The sequence below is a fragment of the Streptomyces sp. NPDC015127 genome (genome assembly GCF_043080095.1).
Lineage (GTDB): Bacteria > Actinomycetota > Actinomycetes > Streptomycetales > Streptomycetaceae > Streptomyces.
In genome coordinates this window covers 68,923-86,076 of sequence record NZ_JBIBVE010000015.1, presented here as the reverse complement: position 1 = coordinate 86,076, position 17,154 = coordinate 68,923, and the positions used below count along the sequence as shown (strand labels likewise).

The 17,154-nt window shown below is 69.6% G+C and carries 15 protein-coding genes and 2 pseudogenes; 6 read left to right on the top strand and 11 right to left on the bottom strand.

Annotated features, from left to right (window positions below):
* Window positions 1-342 precede the first annotated feature (342 nt).
* Window positions 343-1,362 (top strand): LacI family DNA-binding transcriptional regulator, encoded by a 1,020-nt coding sequence (locus ACF08N_RS27975; protein ID WP_392327563.1) that lies wholly within the window; start codon window positions 343-345, stop codon window positions 1,360-1,362.
* A 514-nt stretch (window positions 1,363-1,876) separates the two neighbouring features.
* On the opposite strand, the gene ACF08N_RS27970 is transcribed toward ACF08N_RS27975, so the two are convergent.
* The 4 genes from ACF08N_RS27970 to ACF08N_RS27955 form a co-directional block, all read right to left on the bottom strand.
* Window positions 1,877-2,719, bottom strand: a complete 843-nt coding sequence (locus ACF08N_RS27970; RefSeq protein WP_392327465.1) for a carbohydrate ABC transporter permease — start codon at window positions 2,717-2,719, stop codon at window positions 1,877-1,879.
* Window positions 2,709-3,671 carry a carbohydrate ABC transporter permease gene (locus tag ACF08N_RS27965; RefSeq protein WP_392327464.1) on the bottom strand — a complete coding sequence of 321 codons (963 nt, stop codon included), beginning with the start codon at window positions 3,669-3,671 and terminating at the stop codon, window positions 2,709-2,711. The genes ACF08N_RS27970 and ACF08N_RS27965 overlap by 11 nt, the downstream gene beginning before the upstream one ends.
* Entirely contained in the window at window positions 3,668-5,032 is a 1,365-nt protein-coding gene (locus ACF08N_RS27960; protein WP_392327463.1) for an ABC transporter substrate-binding protein, read from the bottom strand. Before ACF08N_RS27960 ends, ACF08N_RS27965 begins: the two co-directional genes overlap by 4 nt.
* Before the next feature lie 214 nt (window positions 5,033-5,246).
* On the bottom strand, window positions 5,247-6,338 hold the full coding sequence (locus tag ACF08N_RS27955; RefSeq protein ID WP_392327462.1) for a glycoside hydrolase family 172 protein: 1,092 nt from the start codon (window positions 6,336-6,338) through the stop codon (window positions 5,247-5,249).
* Between the two features lie 229 nt (window positions 6,339-6,567).
* On the opposite strand from ACF08N_RS27955, the gene ACF08N_RS27950 reads away from it, so the two are divergent.
* The 3 genes from ACF08N_RS27950 to ACF08N_RS27940 all read left to right on the top strand — a co-directional run bounded on the left by ACF08N_RS27950 (window position 6,568) and on the right by ACF08N_RS27940 (window position 10,358).
* Entirely contained in the window at window positions 6,568-8,046 is a 1,479-nt protein-coding gene (locus ACF08N_RS27950) for an FGGY-family carbohydrate kinase (RefSeq protein WP_392327461.1), read from the top strand.
* 195 nt (window positions 8,047-8,241) lie between these two features.
* Window positions 8,242-9,879, top strand: coding sequence for a fucose isomerase (locus ACF08N_RS27945; protein WP_392327460.1), 1,638 nt, complete (start codon window positions 8,242-8,244; stop codon window positions 9,877-9,879).
* 299 nt (window positions 9,880-10,178) lie between these two features.
* Entirely contained in the window at window positions 10,179-10,358 is a 180-nt protein-coding gene (locus tag ACF08N_RS27940; protein WP_392327459.1) for a hypothetical protein, read from the top strand.
* A 456-nt stretch (window positions 10,359-10,814) separates the two neighbouring features.
* Here the strand turns inward: ACF08N_RS27940 and ACF08N_RS27935 are convergent, their stop codons facing one another.
* Complete coding sequence (locus ACF08N_RS27935; RefSeq protein WP_392327458.1) at window positions 10,815-11,771, bottom strand: sigma-70 family RNA polymerase sigma factor; 957 nt, start codon at window positions 11,769-11,771, stop codon at window positions 10,815-10,817.
* A gap of 18 nt (window positions 11,772-11,789) precedes the next feature.
* Entirely contained in the window at window positions 11,790-12,989 is a 1,200-nt protein-coding gene (locus ACF08N_RS27930; protein ID WP_392327457.1) for an NAD(P)/FAD-dependent oxidoreductase, read from the bottom strand.
* A gap of 192 nt (window positions 12,990-13,181) precedes the next feature.
* Here ACF08N_RS27930 and ACF08N_RS27925 point away from each other — a divergent pair.
* A pseudogene (locus ACF08N_RS27925) lies at window positions 13,182-13,489 on the top strand (helix-turn-helix domain-containing protein).
* Between the two features lie 349 nt (window positions 13,490-13,838).
* Here the strand turns inward: ACF08N_RS27925 and ACF08N_RS27920 are convergent.
* The 5 genes and pseudogenes from ACF08N_RS27920 to ACF08N_RS27900 all read right to left on the bottom strand — a co-directional run.
* A complete protein-coding gene (locus tag ACF08N_RS27920) occupies window positions 13,839-14,135 on the bottom strand; it encodes an alpha/beta fold hydrolase (protein ID WP_392327456.1) in 297 nt (98 codons plus the stop codon).
* A gap of 299 nt (window positions 14,136-14,434) precedes the next feature.
* The gene (locus tag ACF08N_RS27915) at window positions 14,435-14,803 is read right to left on the bottom strand and encodes a DUF5335 family protein (protein WP_392327455.1); all 369 of its coding nucleotides are present in this window, start codon (window positions 14,801-14,803) and stop codon (window positions 14,435-14,437) included.
* A gap of 209 nt (window positions 14,804-15,012) precedes the next feature.
* Window positions 15,013-15,252, bottom strand: a complete 240-nt coding sequence (locus ACF08N_RS27910) for a hypothetical protein (RefSeq protein ID WP_392327454.1) — start codon at window positions 15,250-15,252, stop codon at window positions 15,013-15,015.
* Window positions 15,253-15,404: 152 nt separating this feature from the next.
* The gene (locus ACF08N_RS27905) at window positions 15,405-15,833 is read right to left on the bottom strand and encodes a hypothetical protein (protein ID WP_392327453.1); all 429 of its coding nucleotides are present in this window, start codon (window positions 15,831-15,833) and stop codon (window positions 15,405-15,407) included.
* A gap of 290 nt (window positions 15,834-16,123) precedes the next feature.
* A pseudogene (locus ACF08N_RS27900) lies at window positions 16,124-16,291 on the bottom strand (helix-turn-helix domain-containing protein); the annotation flags it as partial.
* 219 nt (window positions 16,292-16,510) lie between these two features.
* On the opposite strand from ACF08N_RS27900, the gene ACF08N_RS27895 reads away from it, so the two are divergent.
* Complete coding sequence (locus tag ACF08N_RS27895; protein ID WP_392327452.1) at window positions 16,511-17,041, top strand: GNAT family N-acetyltransferase; 531 nt, start codon at window positions 16,511-16,513, stop codon at window positions 17,039-17,041.
* Window positions 17,042-17,154: the final 113 nt, after the last annotated feature.

Here is a 17,154-nt window from a genome sequence, read left to right as displayed (position 1 = left end):
GCGTGGTGACCGCTCCGTCCGGCCGCCTGCCCGACCTCTAGCCCTGCACTTCGAAGGCCGAAAGGCCGGAAATCGATTGCACAGAGGTCCCCGCCTGCATACAAAGATCAGGGTTGTCCGCACGCGCCTCCCAGGCCGTGGACCGTCGGCGCAAGGGGTGAGCGGGCCATCCACCCCAGAGGTGTCGGCCGCAGGACCGCCGGGACCAGGGAAGAAATCCATTTCAGCCCCAGGTAGAGTCGAAGAGCCCACGACGGCGGGGCCGCGTGACAGCGTTCCGCGGCCGCGGCTCGGGGCACGGCGCGGCGGTCCGCGCGGTGGATGAAAGGTGTGGACACGACAGTGGTGACGATTCAGGACGTGGCGCGTGTCGCGGGAGTCTCGCCGGCGACGGTGTCGCGGGTCTTCAACGGCGGCAACGTCACGGCCGCCCGCGCCGAGTCCGTGCGCCAGGCGGCCGCGGAACTGGGCTTCTCCCCCAACCGCCTCGCGCGGTCCCTGCGCAAGCAGCAGTCGAGCGTGATCGGTCTGATCATCCCGGACATCGAGAACCCCTTCTTCACATCGCTCGCCCGGGGTGTCGAGGACGCGGCCCAGCGCACCGGCATGTCGGTGGTCCTGTGCAACTCCGACGAGGACGTGGAGAAGGAGCGCCGCTACCTGGACATCGTCCTGGGCGAGCACATGGCGGGCGTCATCGTCGCCGCGGCGTCCCGTGACCGGACCGACCTGAGTCCCCTGATCGAGCGGGGCATGCCCGTCGTCGCCGTCGACCGCCGCCCGCACGACGCCGATGTCGACGCCGTCATGGTGGACAACCAGCACGGCAGCGAGGTCGCCACCCGGCATCTCCTGCGTGCCGGCTACCGGCGCGTCGCCTGCATCACCGGACCGGCAGGGGCGTCCACGGCCGAGGAGCGCCTGGCCGGCTACCGGGCGGCGCTCCGCAGCGAGCTCGGCCGTGACCCCGGCGACCCGGAACTCCGGGAGGCCTACGTACGGTACGGCGACTTCCGGGTGGAGGGCGGCCGGGCCGCCATGCAGGAGCTGCTGAAGCTCCCCGAGCCGCCGGATGCGGTGTTCGTGGCGAACAACCTGATGACCGTGGGCGCGCTGGAGGCGCTGCGCGAGGCCGGGCAGGCACCTCCAGAGGTCGGCATGCTGTCGTTCGGCGATGTGCCGTGGGCGCCGCTGATGCGGCCCTCGCTGACGACGGTCGAGCTGCCGTCCTACGACCTCGGGCGCACGGCCTGTGAGCTGCTGCTGGCGCGGATGGCCGGGACGGCGGGGCTGTTGCAGACGGTGGTGCTGCGGACGACGTTGCAGGCGCGGGAGAGCACGGCGGGTCCCGCGGACGGCTGACCGGACGGGAGGACTGTCTCCCCGAGGTCCTCACCAACAGGTCTTTGACCACGACCACCCGCCCCGACGGCTCCGCGCCGGATGGGGGTGGACCGAGGTATCCCTTGCGGCGACGTTGCGGGTGCGGGGGCGTCAGGCGTCGGTGGCGCCGAAGAGGTACTGGTTGCCGATGTCGATCAGGATCGGGCCGCCCCAGGCGGGGTAGCGGGCCCAGCGGCTCCTCGCGCACACCGACGAGCCCGTGGCTGTCATCGCACGCCGCCTCGATTCTCCGAGCCCACCAATTTCGGCAATCTCTTCGTCCGCAACTGCGGCACCAGCCCTGGAGACTTCCGCCGCACCCAGCAGACGACAGCCGGTTTCCCCGGGGATCCCACTCCGCTCGGCGAACCTGCCTGACACCACACGCATCCAGCACTGGGACGACGCACACCCCCGGCCCGCGCGACATGCAGCGGCAGCCGGTGCCCATCCCCGTTGGGATAGGCACCGGCTGCCTGGCGTTGTGTGCGGGTTACTTCATGCCCGACGTCTTGATGGACTCCACGATCTGGCGCTGAAAGGCGAAGAACAGGGCCAGCATGGGGAGGGCGGCCACGGTCGCCGCCGCCAGGATGTAGTTCCAGTTGGAGCCGTACTGCGTCTGGAACGAGGCGATTCCGAGCTGGACCACGGTCAGGCTCTGGTCGTTGGTGGCGACCAGGGGCCAGACGAAGGCGTTCCAGTTGGCGAGGAAGAAGAACACCGCCAGGGCCGAGAGGATCGGCCGGGACATCGGCAGGACGATGTTCCAGTAGACCCGCCAGTGTCCGCAGCCGTCGAGGACCGCCGCCTCCTCGAGTTCCTTGGGCAGCCCCAGGTAGAACTGGCGCAGCAGGAAGATGCCGAAGGCGTTGAAGATCGCGGGGATGATCAGTCCCGCGTAGCTGTCCAGCATGCCCAGTTGACGGACCACGATGAACAGCGGGATGAGTACCACGGGCGCGGTGACCAGCAGCGTCGAGAAGATCGCCATGAAGATCTTCTCGCGCCCCGGGAACTTCAGTCGCGCCAGCGCGTACGCGGCCATCGAGTGGAACAGCAGCGCGACAGCCGTGATGACGACCGAGATGAAGAAGCTGTTCCAGAGGTAGCGGACGAACGGCACCTCGGTGAAGACATAGACGAAGTTGTCGACCGTGAATTCCCGGGGGATCAGGTTCCCGTCGGTCACCGTCGAGCGGGTCTTGAAGGCCGCCGAGACCATCCAGAGGACGGGCAGGACGCTGACGACCGACACGACGATCGCCAGCACCGTCAGGCCGACGCGACCGGAGAGCGGCCGGCGGCCGCCCACCGTGTTCACTTCACTCGCCATCGTCGAACCTCCCGCCTCTCGTGAACCTGAAGATCACCGCGGAGCAGATGACCATGATCAGCACCAGGAACGAGCCCATGGCCGAGGCGTATCCGTACTCGCCGAACCCGAATGCCTGCTGGTAGATGTAGAAGATCGCCAGCGAAGTGCCGTTGGCCGGGCCTCCGTTCGTGAGGGCGAAGACCAGGTCGAGGCCACCGGTGATGGCGGCGACCGTCGACATCAGCAGCACGAAGAAGCTGGTGGGGCGCAGCAGCGGCCAGGTGATGGTGCGGAACGTGGTCCACGGTCCGGCGCCGTCGATCTTCGCGGCCTCGTAGTACTCCTGCGGGATCTCCTGGAGACCGGCCAGGAAGATGATCATGTAGTAGCCCATCATCACCCAGACCATCACGGCGATGACGCAGCCCAGGGCGAGCGTGGGGTCGCCCAGCCAGGACTCCCCCTCGAACCCGAGTGCCCGCAGGCTCCGGTTGACCGCGCCGACCTGCTCGTCGAGCAGGAACTTCCACAGCACACCGACGACGATGAGGCTGATGACGTACGGCAGGAAGAGTGCGGTCCGGTAGATGCCCATGCCGGGCAGCTTCTGCTTGACCAGGATCCCGAGGGCGAGACTGACGCAGAAGAGCACCGGGACGAGGATCACCACATACAGGCCGGTGACCTTCATCGAGTCCCAGAACAGCGGGTCGTTCATCATGCGCTCGTAGTTGCCGAGCCCGACCCACTCGTACGAGCCGAATCCGCTGACCTGGAAGAAGCTCAGCACGATCGACAGCACCATCGGGATGCCGACGAATATCAGCAGCCCCAGCGCGTCGGGGGCGAGGAAGAGGCCGGCGGCGAGCCATTCGCGGCGTTCGCGGCCCATTCTCTGCCGAGGCGGCACGGGTGCCTCGGCCGCGGGTGCGGCCGTGGCCGCGCGGTCCTTTGCGGCGACGCTGCTCATACCAGGCTCGCCCCCTTGTAGCTCTTGGTGTAGGCCGCGATGGACTCGGCGGCTCTCTCGGTCTCGCTGGCCACGCTGCGGCCGGCGAGCATGGTGCCCTGGATGGCGTCGGAGATCGCCTTGTAGACGACCGGGGGATAGCGCGGCTCGGCGCGTCCGGCCGGGGAGATCTCGTCCTTGAACTTCTTCATCGCCACGGAGTCGTAGCCGCCCTTGGCGGCGCCCCGCTCCAGCGCACTGGCCCTGGGCGCGATGTCGGTCTTGGCGACGGTGCACCAGTCGACCATGCGGTCGATCGACTCGTCGCTCGTCGAACCGAGCGCCCAGGCGCAGAACTCGGCAGCCGCATCCGGGTCGCGGCCCTGCGCATTGGCGCAGAAGGACCAGCCGCCCAGCGCGGTGGTGTAGGTACCGCCGGGCGGCGTGGGGAGTTTGAAGAGGCCGTACTCGTAGCCGGGGGCGAACGCCTTGAAGCTCGCCACCTGCCAGATGCCCTGCTGCCACATGGCGACGTTGCCCGACTTGAAGGCGCTGATGACGTCGCCGGCGGCGGGCAGCGTGCGCGGCGTGACGCCGTGGCGCACCGCGTCCTGCCAGAACTGGAGGGCCTGCCGGGTGGCGGGCGAGTCGAAGGCGACGTTCCCCTGCTTGTCGAGGACGTCACCACCGCCCTGCCACATGAACGGGTACCAGGTGAAGTTCTGGTAGTAGCCGGGGCCGGTCTCGAAGCACAGGCCGGCCCGGGTCTTCGTCCGCAGCTTGTCGCCGATGTCGAGCATCTGGTCCCACGTGGTGGGGATGTCGGCCTCGGACAGGCCCGCCTTCTCCCACGCGTCGACGGCGTAGAACATCGCCAGCGGCTCGATCTCCATGGGCAGGGCGTAGACCCTGCCGTCGGCCGTACGGCTGTCCAGCGCACTCCCGAAGTCCGCGACGGCCTCCTTCTCCATGTACGGAGTGAGGTCCGCGAGGATGCCGCCGTTGTAGTAGCGGAGGAAGTCGCCCGGGCTGAGCAGGAAGATGTCCGGCCCCTGGCCGGTGGCGAAGGCGGACGGCACCTTGAAGCCGTCCAGGTAGGTCCGCACGGGGAGGTGGACCAGCTCGATCTGCCGCTTGTGGGTGGCGTTCCACCGGGCGACCAGGTCGACGAACCACGTGGACTGGGCGTTGACCGCCGGGTCGGGCGACCGCTGCGGTGCGTAGAAGTTCCAGAACTGCAGGGGGCCGTCCTTCGCCCGTGCGGTGCCGCATCCGCTGAACAGGGCGGGGGCCGCGGTGGCGGCGCCCGCGCCGGCCAGCGCGGTCAGGAATCGGCGGCGTGAGGGAGCCGGGTGCCCGGCGTCTTTGCCGTGCTGGAGCATGCGCGCGCTCCTGTCGGAGGTGAGAGGGAGAGGGGCCCGGTGAGCGGACCGGGAGAAGTGGTGCGGTGCCGTGTGCGGGGCGCACGGCACATGGTGGGGTTCCGTACGGACGGGTGGCTCCGTCGGCGGCCCCGGTGCGGTTTCCCGCGGGACCGTGCGGGTGCCGCCGTCGGCGGTCCGGGTGCGGTTCTCCGCGGGACCGCCGACGGTCCCGTCAGTCGACTTCGAGGGTGAGCAGGTCCGGCGTCGCGGGCCGGGAGGCGCTGCTCGGCGCGTCCAGGTAGAACAGGGCGGTGCTGGCGATGTCGTCGCTGGTGTGGCGGTAGCGGTGCGGGAGACCGTTGCCCTGTCCGGGGCCGATGCCCAGGCTCTGCACGGTGATCCGCAGGTCCTCGGAGAAGTGGATCGGGTCCAGGACGTGCCAGCGGTACATCCCGAACCGCTGCTGGCTGGCGTAGAGGCCGTCGGGACGCAGGATCTGGTTCAGTCCGAGGTACGGCGTGGTGTAGGCGGTGTAGCCCCGGCCCGGCACGTCGAAGTTCCAGGCACCGCCGAAGTAGTCCTCCGTGCCGGTGCCGCAGATCGTCGGGTACTCGTCGTCCCCGTCGAGGTAGAACTTCAGCTCGCCCTCGCCCCACCAGCCCGGGCTGTTGACGCCCCACGCCAGGTAGGTGCCCACATAGCTGCCGGAGCCGGTGACACCGTCGAGCAGGGTGTGCACCTCCCCGAAGGGCACGGGGTGGCTGCGGCGCCACTGGGCGTGGAAGTACGTGGCGTCGTCGGGGACCTCGCCGAGCTCGTAGTCGACCTGGTAGTAGAGGGTCACCTTCTCCGCGGAGAGGTTCTCCAGGGTGATGCGTGCGGCCCGGCGGAACGGCATCGGCCAGTAGGCGTTGAACCCGCCGTTGGGGTTGACGGCGACGGGGACCGAGGAGACCTGGCTGAACGTGTTCCACCCGTTGCAGAAGAAGTCTCCGAGCGGCACCTCGACCGCGGGGTCCTCCTCGCCCTCCCAGTACACGCGGAGCAGGGTGGACCGCCAGGCGGCGTGCGGGTCCGTGGTGCACCACAGGTGGCGGACGGTGCCCGGGCCCTCGATGTCCGCGAGGGCAGCGGTCTCGCCGGCCGCGATGTCGATGCTCGGCGAGATCTTCCAACCGGGGCCGAGGCGGGAAGCCGCCACCGCTCCTGTTCCCTCGGTGGCCCTGCCGCCGCCCGCTTTGACGCCGGTGAAGTTCTCGGCGCTGATGGAGCGGCTGACGGCGTGCGCCCTGCGGGCCAGGCCGTCGAGTCCAAAGGTTGTCATGTTTCTTCTGCTCTCACGGGGCGAGGTACGGGTGTGGCACTCCGCGCCTCAGCGCTGCCGGGGACGCGGGGAAGGATCGAAACGTCGCATCCGACGTCTGAAATCCATTTCACGGCAACGTAGAGAGAGACCAGAACCATGTCAAGGTATCGGCCACAACAATCCGAGGCCCAGCAGGGTTGTGGCGCTCGACCTTGACGCTGAAATCGATTTCTGCAAGCGTTCGCACATGCTTCGCAACGCAGTCATGGGTGTGGACATCGGCACATCCAGTAGCAAGGGCGTCCTGGTCGGACTCGACGGCACGCTGCTGCGGTCCGCCGTCAGGGAGCACGCCCCCACCCGGCCCGGCCCCGGCCGCTTCGAAATGGACGCCTCCCTGTGGTGGCGTGAATTCACCGAGCTGTCATGGGAGTTGACCGCACCGGCGGACGCTGCGGTCGTCGCCGTCGGAGTGAGTGGCATGGGCCCGTGCGTCCTGCTCACCGACGAACACGACGAACCACTGCGCCCCGCCGTCCTCTACGGCGTCGACACCCGGGCCGTCTCTCAGATCGAGCGCCTGACGAGCGAGTTGGGCTCCGACGAGATCCTCGGCCGCTGCGGCTCCGCGCTGACCAGTCAGGCCGCCGGGCCCAAGATCGCCTGGGTTGCCGAGAACGAGCCGGAGGTCTACGAGCGGGCTCGCCGCCTTTACATGCCCAGCTCCTGGCTGGTGCGGCAACTGACGGGTGCCTACGTGCTCGACCACCACTCCGCCAGCCAGTGCACCCCGCTGTACGACACCGCCGCGCAGGACTGGTACGCGCCCTGGGCCGACCTCGTCGCCCCTGGCATCGAACTCCCGCCGCTGGCCTGGTCGAACGACAGCGCCGGCACCGTCACCGAGGAGGCCGCCCGGGAGGCGAACCTCCCCGCGGGCATCCCGGTCACCGTCGGCACCATCGACGCCTGGGCGGAGGCCCTCAGTGTGGGCGCGCAGCGGACCGGCGACCTGATGCTCATGTACGGCACCACCATGTTCCTGATCCACACCGTGCCGACGGCGCTCACCAGTCCCTCCCTGTGGGGCACCGTCGGCGCGCTGCCCGGCACCCGCAACCTGGCCGGCGGCATGGCCACCTCCGGCGCGGTGACCAATTGGCTGCGCGACCTGTTCGGCGCGAGCGGCCATCCCGAGCTGCTGCGGCTGGCGGAGGCGTCCGGCCCCGGCGCCAACGGCCTGATGATGCTGCCGTACTTCTCCGGCGAGCGCACCCCGGTGATGGACCCCCGGGCGCGCGGGGTGATCGCCGGGCTCACGCTGTCCCACACCCGCGGCGATCTCTACCGGGCGGCGTTGGAGGCGACGGGCTTCGGCGTCCGTCACAACATCGAGGTCTTGGAGGCCGCGGGCGGCGACATCCGCCGGGTCGTGGCCGTCGGCGGCGGCACCCAGGGGCCCCTGTGGACACAGATCGTCTCCGACATCACCGGAAGGCCGCAGGAACTGCGCGCCACGTCCATCGGCGCCGGCTACGGCGACGCGCTGCTCGCCGCGCAGCTCGTCGCCGACGCGTCGATCGACGACTGGAACCCGGTGCGGCACACCGTGACGCCCCGGCCCGAACACGCGGAGCGCTACGACGAGTTGTACGACCTCTTCCGCCGGCTCTACCCGGACACGGCGGCCGTGGTCCACCGGCTCGCGGACCACCAGGACCGCTGACGCCGGCGGCGGCCTGGCACCGGCGACCTGGCCGCCGGGCGGACCGAGGGGAGGACACGAGTGCCCCTCCCCGTGCCGCCGGAGACCGCGTACCCGGCCCGGCTCGGCCATCGCACTTCCCCCTGCCCCACCCCATGTTCCTCACCCCCGTTCCTCACCACGTCCCGACGTGACACCCATGGAGATACCGACCGCATGAGCACCTCCTACGCCCTCCCTGTCCCCCGTCGGGCGCCCGCCGCGGAGCCCGGCACCGTCTACACCGTGGCCAGCGGCGATCTGCGCCCCAGCGCCAACATCACGTGCTGGCCCACCCAGGAGAAGCTCGAGAACGACCTGGCCGCCGCCCTCACCGACCTCGGCCGCACGGTACGCCGCGGGCACCCCTACGACCCCGACAAGGGGCACGGCTTCATCGACAGCCAGCGCGCCGGCATCGAGATCTTCAAGAACGTCCCCAAGGATGCGCCCCTGATCGTGGTCGAGGGTATCTGGCAGTACAGCCACCACGTCCTCGCCGGCCTGCGCGACCACCGCGGCCCGATCCTGGTCGTCGCCAACTGGAGCGGCGAGTTCCCGGGCCTGGTCGGCCTGCTGGGCCTCGCCGGCAGCCTCACCAAGGCGGGCATCGCGTACTCGGTGCTGTGGAGCGTCGACTTCACGGACCAGTGGGCGCGCGACGGACTGCGCACCTGGCTGGAGACCGGCACGCTCGTCCATGACACCAGTCACGTCCGCGCACTGCCGTTCCTCCCCGAGGACCCGGAGACCGAACTCGGCATCGCACTGGCCCGCCGGCTGCGCGACGAGAAGGCGGTCATCGGCGTCTTCGACGAGGGCTGCATGGGCATGTACAACGCCATCATCGACGACGAATTCCTCAACCCGCTCGGCATCTACAAGGAGCGCCTGTCGCAGAGCGCCCTCGTCGCCGAGATGGCCAAGGTCTCCGACGAGGAGGCTCTCGCCGTCCGCGCCTGGCTCGACCACGCCGGCATGACCTTCCACACCGGCACGGACGAGGCCACCGAGCTCACCGACGCGCAGCTGCTCAGCCAGTTCAAGATGTACATCGCCGCGCTGCGGATCTCCGACGACTTCGGCCTCGACGCCGTCGGCATCCAGTACCAGCAGGGCCTCAAGGACACCGTCCCGGCGAGCGACCTGGCCGAGGGCCTGCTCAACAACGTCCAGCGCCCGCCGGTACGCAGCCGCGACGGCTCCCGCGAGCTGTACCCGGGAGCGCCGCTGCCCCACTTCAACGAGGTCGACGAGGGCGTCGCCGTCGATTCCCTCGTGACCAACCGCATCTGGACGGCGATGGGCCTCGACCCGGCCACCACCCTCCATGACGTGCGCTGGGGCGAGGAGTACGAGGGCCGCTTCGTCTGGGTCTGGGAGATCTCCGGCTCCGTACCCGCTTCCCACAACGGCGGCTACGACAAGTCGTGGAGCATGCGCCAGCCGCCCATGTACTTCCCGCTCGGCGGCGGCACGCTCAGCGGCGTCTCCAAGCCGGGTGAGGTCGTCTGGTCGCGTGTCTTCCTGATGGACGGCCGGCTCCACGTCGACCTCGGCCGCGCGAGCGCGATCGAACTGCCGGAGGAGGAGACCCGGCGCAGGCTCGAGGCCACCACCCACCAGTGGCCGATCATGCACGCCGTGCTGCACGGCGTCAGCCGGGACCAGTTCATGGCCCGCCACAAGGCGAACCACCTCAATGTGGCCTACGCCTCCGACGCGGAGACCGCGGACAAGGCGCTGCGCGCCAAGGCCGCCTTCTTCGCCGAACTCGGCGTCGAGGTCCACCTGTGCGGAGACGTGCGGCTGTAGGGCGACGTCCTCGTGAACCGCGGTGGGCGGGCCCCGATCCCCGCCCACCGGAGGCCATCGGGCGGCCTCTCCACCCACGTCCGCGGCCCCAGTCGCCCACGCGTACTCCGCATTCACGCGTGCCTGCAATCGCTGGTTCGGCCGCCCCCCGTCCGCAGTGAGGCACGAAGGGCCCGCATGACCACGCTCCTGGGAGTGGGCCGTTTCACGGGGCCGGTGAAACTCGCCCCGCGCCTGCGGGGGCGAATTGGGGCGCTCTACGAGGAGCGCAGCAAAGGGGACCGCCGTACCGTCGATGTATGACCGACGAGACCCGAGAGGACAGTGAGCCGAGGTGCCCCGAGTGCAAGCACCCGGTCCTCTTCGGCGAGCAGGACATCACGGCGTTCGGCACTGAGGGGCGCGAGTACCAGCGCGGAGCCGCCGTCTGCATGAACGAATCATGCGTGATGTTCGGCCGCCCGGTGAACCTCGGCTAGCGGGCTGAGCTGATCTGCTCGCGTTGCCGCTTGCGGCGGAGGTGCGCGTGCGCCGGTGCCACCGGGCGCACGCCGACGCACGGCTGCGCGACCCCGCGGGCACTGCCACCGCAGTGTCCACGCTCGACAGCGGTGGCATGGCCCCGGCGCAGGCCCCGCCGGGGGTGGTCGGCCGTGTCGCCTCGGCGGACGAGTACGGCGTACCCTTCGCCTCGCCGCGGCAGCCTTCCCCACCTGGGCGACGGCAGCGTCGCAGGTGCGCGTCGAACTCGCCGCGCGGGTGCACCGCGAGCTGACCGAGCGGGCGGGAGATCGCAGACATCCTCGTCGCCGAAGGCTGTCCGCGCCGCGTGGCCGACCGCACACTGACCGAGATGCATGCGAGTGGTGGCGTCCGAAGCCGGGGAGCGGTTCATCGCCGCGCGGTGGCTGCGCCTGGCCGCCGTCGGCGTCAGGTCACCACTGGGCGATGAGCGGCGTGTCCGGTTCGTGCTGCCGCCAGGCTTCGGTGAGGCGGGCGAGGCGGGCGCGGGCGGCGATGCCGCGCACGGTTGCGATCTTGCCGTTGGCGATGTCGAACGTCACGGAGCCGACAACCTGATCGCCGACCACGACGAGGATGGCGGGGGCGCCGTTGACGAGCGCGTAGTGGACGGCGGGCGTGCCACCGACGAATCGCCGTTTCGCGGCTGTGGGTTTGAAGCCTGCCCTCGCGACGGCGGCGATGCGCTGCGGAGTGTCGAACTGCAGCAGCTTCTCGGTCAGGCCGGCGCCGTCGGAGATCGCGGTCGCGTCGTCGGTGAGCAGCGCCACCAGCCGTTCGGTGCGGCCCGAGGTGGCAGCGGCGAGGAATTCCTCGACGATCCTGCGGGCGGACGCGGGGTCGACTTCGCCGTCGCCGCGGCGGCGCGCGGCGGTGATGCGGCGCCGGGCCCGGTGGAGGTGCTGCTGGCTTGCGGACTCGGTGATGTCGAGGATCTCGGCGATCTCGGCGTGGCTGTAGGAGAACGCTTCGCGCAGGATGTAGACGGCCCGCTCGAGGGGTGACAGGCGCTCCATGAGAGTCAGCACGGCCAGCGACACCGATTCGCGCTGCTCGAAAGTGTCGGCCGGGCCGAGCATCGGGTCGCCGTCGAGGAGCGGTTCGGGCAGCCAGGCGCCGACGGTGCGTTCGCGGCGGGCTTGTGCCGAGCGGAGCCGGTCGAGGCACAGGTTGGTGACGATCTTGGTCAGCCACGCCTCCGGCCTCTCGATCCGCTCCCGGTCGGCAGCCTGCCAGCGCAGGAACGCGTCCTGCACAGCGTCTTCGGCGTCGGCTGCCGAGCCGAGGAGACGGTACGCCAGGGAGGCCAGCCGGGTGCGGCTGGCCTCGAAGCGACTGATGTCGAAGCGATCAGTGGCGGTGCTGTCCACGCGGACCACCCTAGACGGCTACGCGAACGCCTTGACGGCGGACGCATCCGGCGCCGCGGCCAGGTGGCGCTTGCGCTTGGGCATGCCGAAGGTCGGATGCGAGACGGCCCACAGCGATATCTTGAGGATGCCCGCCTTGACCCGCGCGGCCTTCCGGCCGCCCACATACTTCGGCTTTGCCTGCGCTTCGTCGTCGACCATCTGCAGGATCCCGTCCCGCCGCCCGAGGCTGATGTGGTTGCCCAGGTAGGCCAGCTTGATGTTCGCGACCTTGCGGCCGGTCAGGCGTCCCACGATCGCGTCCGTGGCCTGCCGACCGGTGTCGCCGGCCGAAGCGCAGGACATCGGCAGCGGCCGGCCGTTGTCGCCGATGGCGTAGGCGCTGTCGCCGGCGGCGTAGACGTTCGGGTGCGAGACCGACCGCATGGTGCGGTCGACGACGATCCGACCGTTCTCGGTGACCTCCAGCCCGCTGGCGGCGGCGATGGGGTGGACCGCGAACCCGGCCGTCCACACGGTTGCGTCGGACGCCAGGGCGGTGCCGTCGGCGCACAACACGCGCGTCGCTTCCACGGCTTCGACGCTGGTGTGCTCCAGGACGGTGATGCCCAGCCGGTCGCAGGCCCGGCGCAGGTGGCGGCGGGCTCCGGCGGAGAGCCGGGCGCCCAGCTCGCCCCGGGAGACGAGCGTCACCGACAGGCCGGGCCGGGATTCGGCGATCTCCGTGGCGGTCTCGATGCCGGTCAACCCGTCGCCGACGACCAGCACACTCCTGCCTTCGCCCCGCCTGTCCAGTCTGTCCAGGCGCTCGCGCAGGCGCAGCGCCGAGGGCCGGCCGGTGACGTCGAAGGCGTGCTCGGCCACCCCGGGGACGCCGCTGTCGGCGACACGGCTGCCGAGCGCGTAGAGAAGCGTGTCGTAGCCGAGCTCACCACCGCCGACGGCGTCGGCCACGGCGACGACGTGGCGCTCGGGGTCGACGGCGGTGACACGGGCCAGGCGCAGCCGAATCCCCGTGCCCGCGAAGACGTCGGCGAGCTTCCGAGCCTCGATCTCCTGGCCGGCCGCCACCTGGTGCAGCCGCAGCCGCTCGACGAAGTCCGGCTCAGCGTTGACCACGGTGATCTCGGTGTCCGCCGCGGACAGCCGGCGGGCCAGGTTCCCGGCCGCGTAGGCCCCGGCATAGCCGGCGCCGAGGACGACGATGCGGTGCTTCATGTGTTGCTCCTCCTGTCGGTTCGCTTGCTCCCGGTGAATTGAGCGGAACAGCACCCCGATTGCTGACAGGAACTACATGTGATGTGGGTCACAGGGCGGCAGGGGCGCCGCTCAACGATGCTCGCGACGGCTCGCGACGGCTCGCGACGCCGAGGCGGCGCAGATGCAGGACGAGCTGAACGAGGCGCTCTGATGCCGACCACCGTCGACATCGACGCCGTGCTCGCCAAGCGGAGGATGTCCGTGGGCGAATTCGCCGAACGTGTCGGCGTCACACCCGCCGACCTGGCCGTGCTGAGGAACGGCCGCGCCAGGCGGTCCGCTTCACCGCCCTCGCCGCGCTCTGCGCAGTCCTCGACTGCCTGGCGACCTGCCGGACTCGTTCGCTACCCGAGTCTCCGTCGCCGCCCACCGGCGTCCAGTACGCCACCACGTCCTCGGACGACCGCTCCCGGCGCATGCCCACTCCCGTCCCTCCGCCGACGACTCGTTCGTCCTGACGAAGGGTCGACCCCGAAGCAACGGGCCGTCAGCAGCCGCGGGGGTTCTTTGCACTGTGGGTCATGGATAGAAGTCCGGGGCCGAACACGGTGGTTGTCCGAGCCCCTGCCTCCGCGCCGCCCTACGGCGCCGCATACCTGCTCCGACATCCCGTTGCCACGCGCAAGGGGCTCCGTGCCCGAAGCCGGCAGCACGTGCACATGCGCGCGCCCCGGCACATGGCCGTGTCGGGCGACGGCGAGTTGGTCGAGGAGTACGTCTGCCGGTTGCGGCGCATCCTGGACGAAGACGTACGTGTCTGCGATCCCGAGCCCGAGTGACGGCCCCACGGGGCCCACGGGGCCGTGCCTATGCGATCGCATCCCGCCCGTCCACCAGCAGCGGCAGGACCGAGTGCCAGGCTTGCCGGCTGTCGCCGAGCCCGTGGAGAAGAACGAGTGGCTCACCCATACCGTGCCGCTCGTACGCCACCGTCACGGGAGGCAGACCTGCGGCATGCGCTTCGGCGAACGACACTGCCTGCGGCAGGACGCGCCCGGGCTCCTCGGTCGCCCTTTCGGCCGGATACCGGAAATGGGCAGCCACTGCCCGAGCGGCGCGGCCGGGCCGGTCCGCTGCGGCGATCAGTGAGGACATCACGGCCATCGCCCGACACCTTCCAACCGGTGGAGGCCCACGACGGCCCGCTGGGTACTCCCTGCCGGACGCCCCAGGCGCCGGCTCTTTATACGCTCTGGCTCTTCCCTGTGCCGACCCCGCACCCCAGGGAGGCGCGGAGACGGTCGTACCGATCCACGTCCGGCCAGACGTCCATGGGGTGAGGGCACGAGACGTACCACGCCCAGAGGCCGACGCCGAGAGCGGCCATCAGCGGGATGAGCAGCCGGACAAGCGGATCCATGGTCGTTCCCCCTTCGCGGTGGGTCCCTTCTTCGTCGACGGAGTCAGGAACCGGCCTCCCGTTCCGCCCGGTAGAACGTGATCAGGGTGGCGGTGCCCTCTGGGTCCAAGACCCGGACGGCGTGCTGAGACGTGGCAAGCGTGGTGATGTCGATCTCTTGCGGGTGCGGCACCATGTGTCGCAACAAGACGGGGTAGCGGGGCGATGCTCCGCCGACCGCGACGATCACCACATCGTCCCTTGGGTCGTAGGCGAGGTAGGAGAAGGGCAGCCGCTCAGCCTCGTACTGGTGCCCGATCGAGGGGTCGAAAACTTCAATGGTGACGAGGTCCCCGTCGTGAGCAGCGGTGATCTCATCGAGAGCACCGCTCCAGCGTCCTCGGTCGAGCGATGGAGTGTCGGCCATTGCCATCGGTCCTCCTCCGGACCTCTGCTCGTGTGAACGACCCCGTTTCCATGGTCGCCGGTGCCCGCGTCTGCCGCCACAGGCTTCGGCCCGTCGGTGCAGGAGGAATCACGAGGGAACAAGAGCGTGTCTCTTCGATCAATGGTCCTCGGGCTGATCGGCTCCCTCTGAAGGCTCACGGCGGCACTCATGGGAACCGGTCGGCATGGATACGTTCACAGCCCGGATGGACGGGGCATGGGCGTGGTGGTTTGCCGCCGGCGAGGAATCGTCAGCGGTGAGCCGGATCCGTGATGCCGCTCCGAGACGGCCGGGTGCCACCGGAGGAGGAGATTGCCAGGCCCGACCTCGCCGACGGCGAAGCAGTCGTCCTGGTCGTCGATCAGGTCCCACTCGGCCCAGCCGCGGAGGACGATCGCCCGGCGGCCCTGCGCGCGGATCTCCTCGATGGCCATCCGGGCGACGTCCGAGTGGGCAAGCAGGCGGAATCAACCCGTCGCAGGCACGCAGCGTCAAACGGCCACGGCAGGCAGGTCAGGCACTGACTCTCTCCACCCGAGCGCCGCGAACGCCCCGTGCGGCGCTACAACTACCGGGAAGATGCCCCTTATATCCAGTCATCGATACCGTTGAAATTCAGCCGTCCGCTCACCACCAACCGGCCCGACGCGGTCTTCGTCGGGCCGTAGCATCCGCGGGTGTAGCCGGGCTGGAGAGTGGACGGGGCGCAGTCCACGTCGCCACCGAAGTTGGTCTGGTTTTCTCCTTCGATCGCAATGGCGACGCTCGCCTTGTTCTGGACGACGAGAACAGCCTGCGCGCCACCGCTGGAGTTCGTTACCGCGCAGATCTTGAAGAAGACGTTGGCGGAACCTTTGTGCTGCTCGTAGCCAGTGGGGAAACACTCCCATGCCGGAGTGGTGCTGACGGCCTTCCAGCCCACCTCCGCAGCCGCGGCCTGCGGGGTCGCGAGGGCGAATGCGCCGACGACTGCCGTAGTCAGCGCGAGGAATCGGCGTATGGACTGCTTCTTCATGATGCTCCCAAGTCATGTACCGGTAACGATGTTTCTGAGCGAAGGGCTGCGGAGAGCGGATGAGTCCGGCCCCTGCCAGCAGCTATGGGTGGGTGTACGTGCGGGACATGGCCGTGGAGCCGTAGCCCACGGCAGTCCACTGCGTACGTCATGCCCCAGTCCCGAACCTTCAGCCGGCGCGAGCCGGGGCCCTCTCGTGCTGCCGACGCGCCGTCTCCCTCACCCGTGAATTTAGGCCCGCCCGGGGTGCGTGGGTGTGCGTGGCATGCAGGGTTTCCATGCTCTGCGTGCTACGTGCTGTGCAGAGCCGTCGCGCGGTGTGCGGTGGGCGTGACTCCGTAGGCCTCGCGGAACGCGCGGCTGAACGCGGTGGCGCTGGAGAAGCCCCAGCGGGCCGCGATCACATGAACGGCCTGCCCGCTCAGATCCCGGCGCGCAAGGTCAGCGTGAGCCCGTTCGAGTCGGCCCCGGTCAGCTGCGGTCGCGAGTCACGCATGGGGCTGCCGCCTGCACCGCCTCTTACGGCTCGGTCCGCGATTAATGGTGGGCGTAGCTCCGTCTCGGGACAGCTGATCCGGGGTGTTGCGACAACCGTTGATCAGTCCGGGGTGTTGTGATGTGCGGTGCTCGGGGATATTCGCTGGTCGCTGCTTGCTGGTGGTGTTCATACTGCCGCAATGGATCCGGTGACTCTCGAGACCGACCGTCTAGTGCTTCGGGCCTTCACACCTGCCGACGTGGATGCGGTGTACGAAGCCTGCCAGGACGAGGACATTCAGTTCTACACGCCGGTGCCGGTGCCGTACCGGCGTGCGGACGCGGAGAAGCGCATCGGCGAGGAACTGCCCGCGGGCTGGGCCACGGACAAGAGCTACACCCTCGGCGCCTTCCGTAGGGACAGTGGCGCCCTGGTCGGCTCGTACTGCCTTTTCATCATCAGTCCGGGCGTCTACGAACTCGGTTACTGGGCGGTCAAGGAACAGCGCGGACGCGGGTACTCGGTGGAGGCCGCTCGGGCTCTGTGCGACTGGGGCTGGGCCGCCCTCGACGTCCACCGCATCGAGTGGTGGGCCATGGCCGGGAACACCGGCTCGCGTGCCGTCGCCGAGAAACTCGGCTTCACCGTCGAAGGGACACTGCGCAATCGCGGCATCGCCAACGATGGCAAGCCGCACGACTGGTGGGTGGGCGGACTGCTGAGGCCCTGATGCTCGGGCCGGTGCTACGCCGGCTGCGTTTGCTCTTCTACAGGGAAGTTCCCAGCTCGGACAGTTCCCGCAGAAGAGCCACACCATTGATCATCGGCGGGCAGCCGCGACGT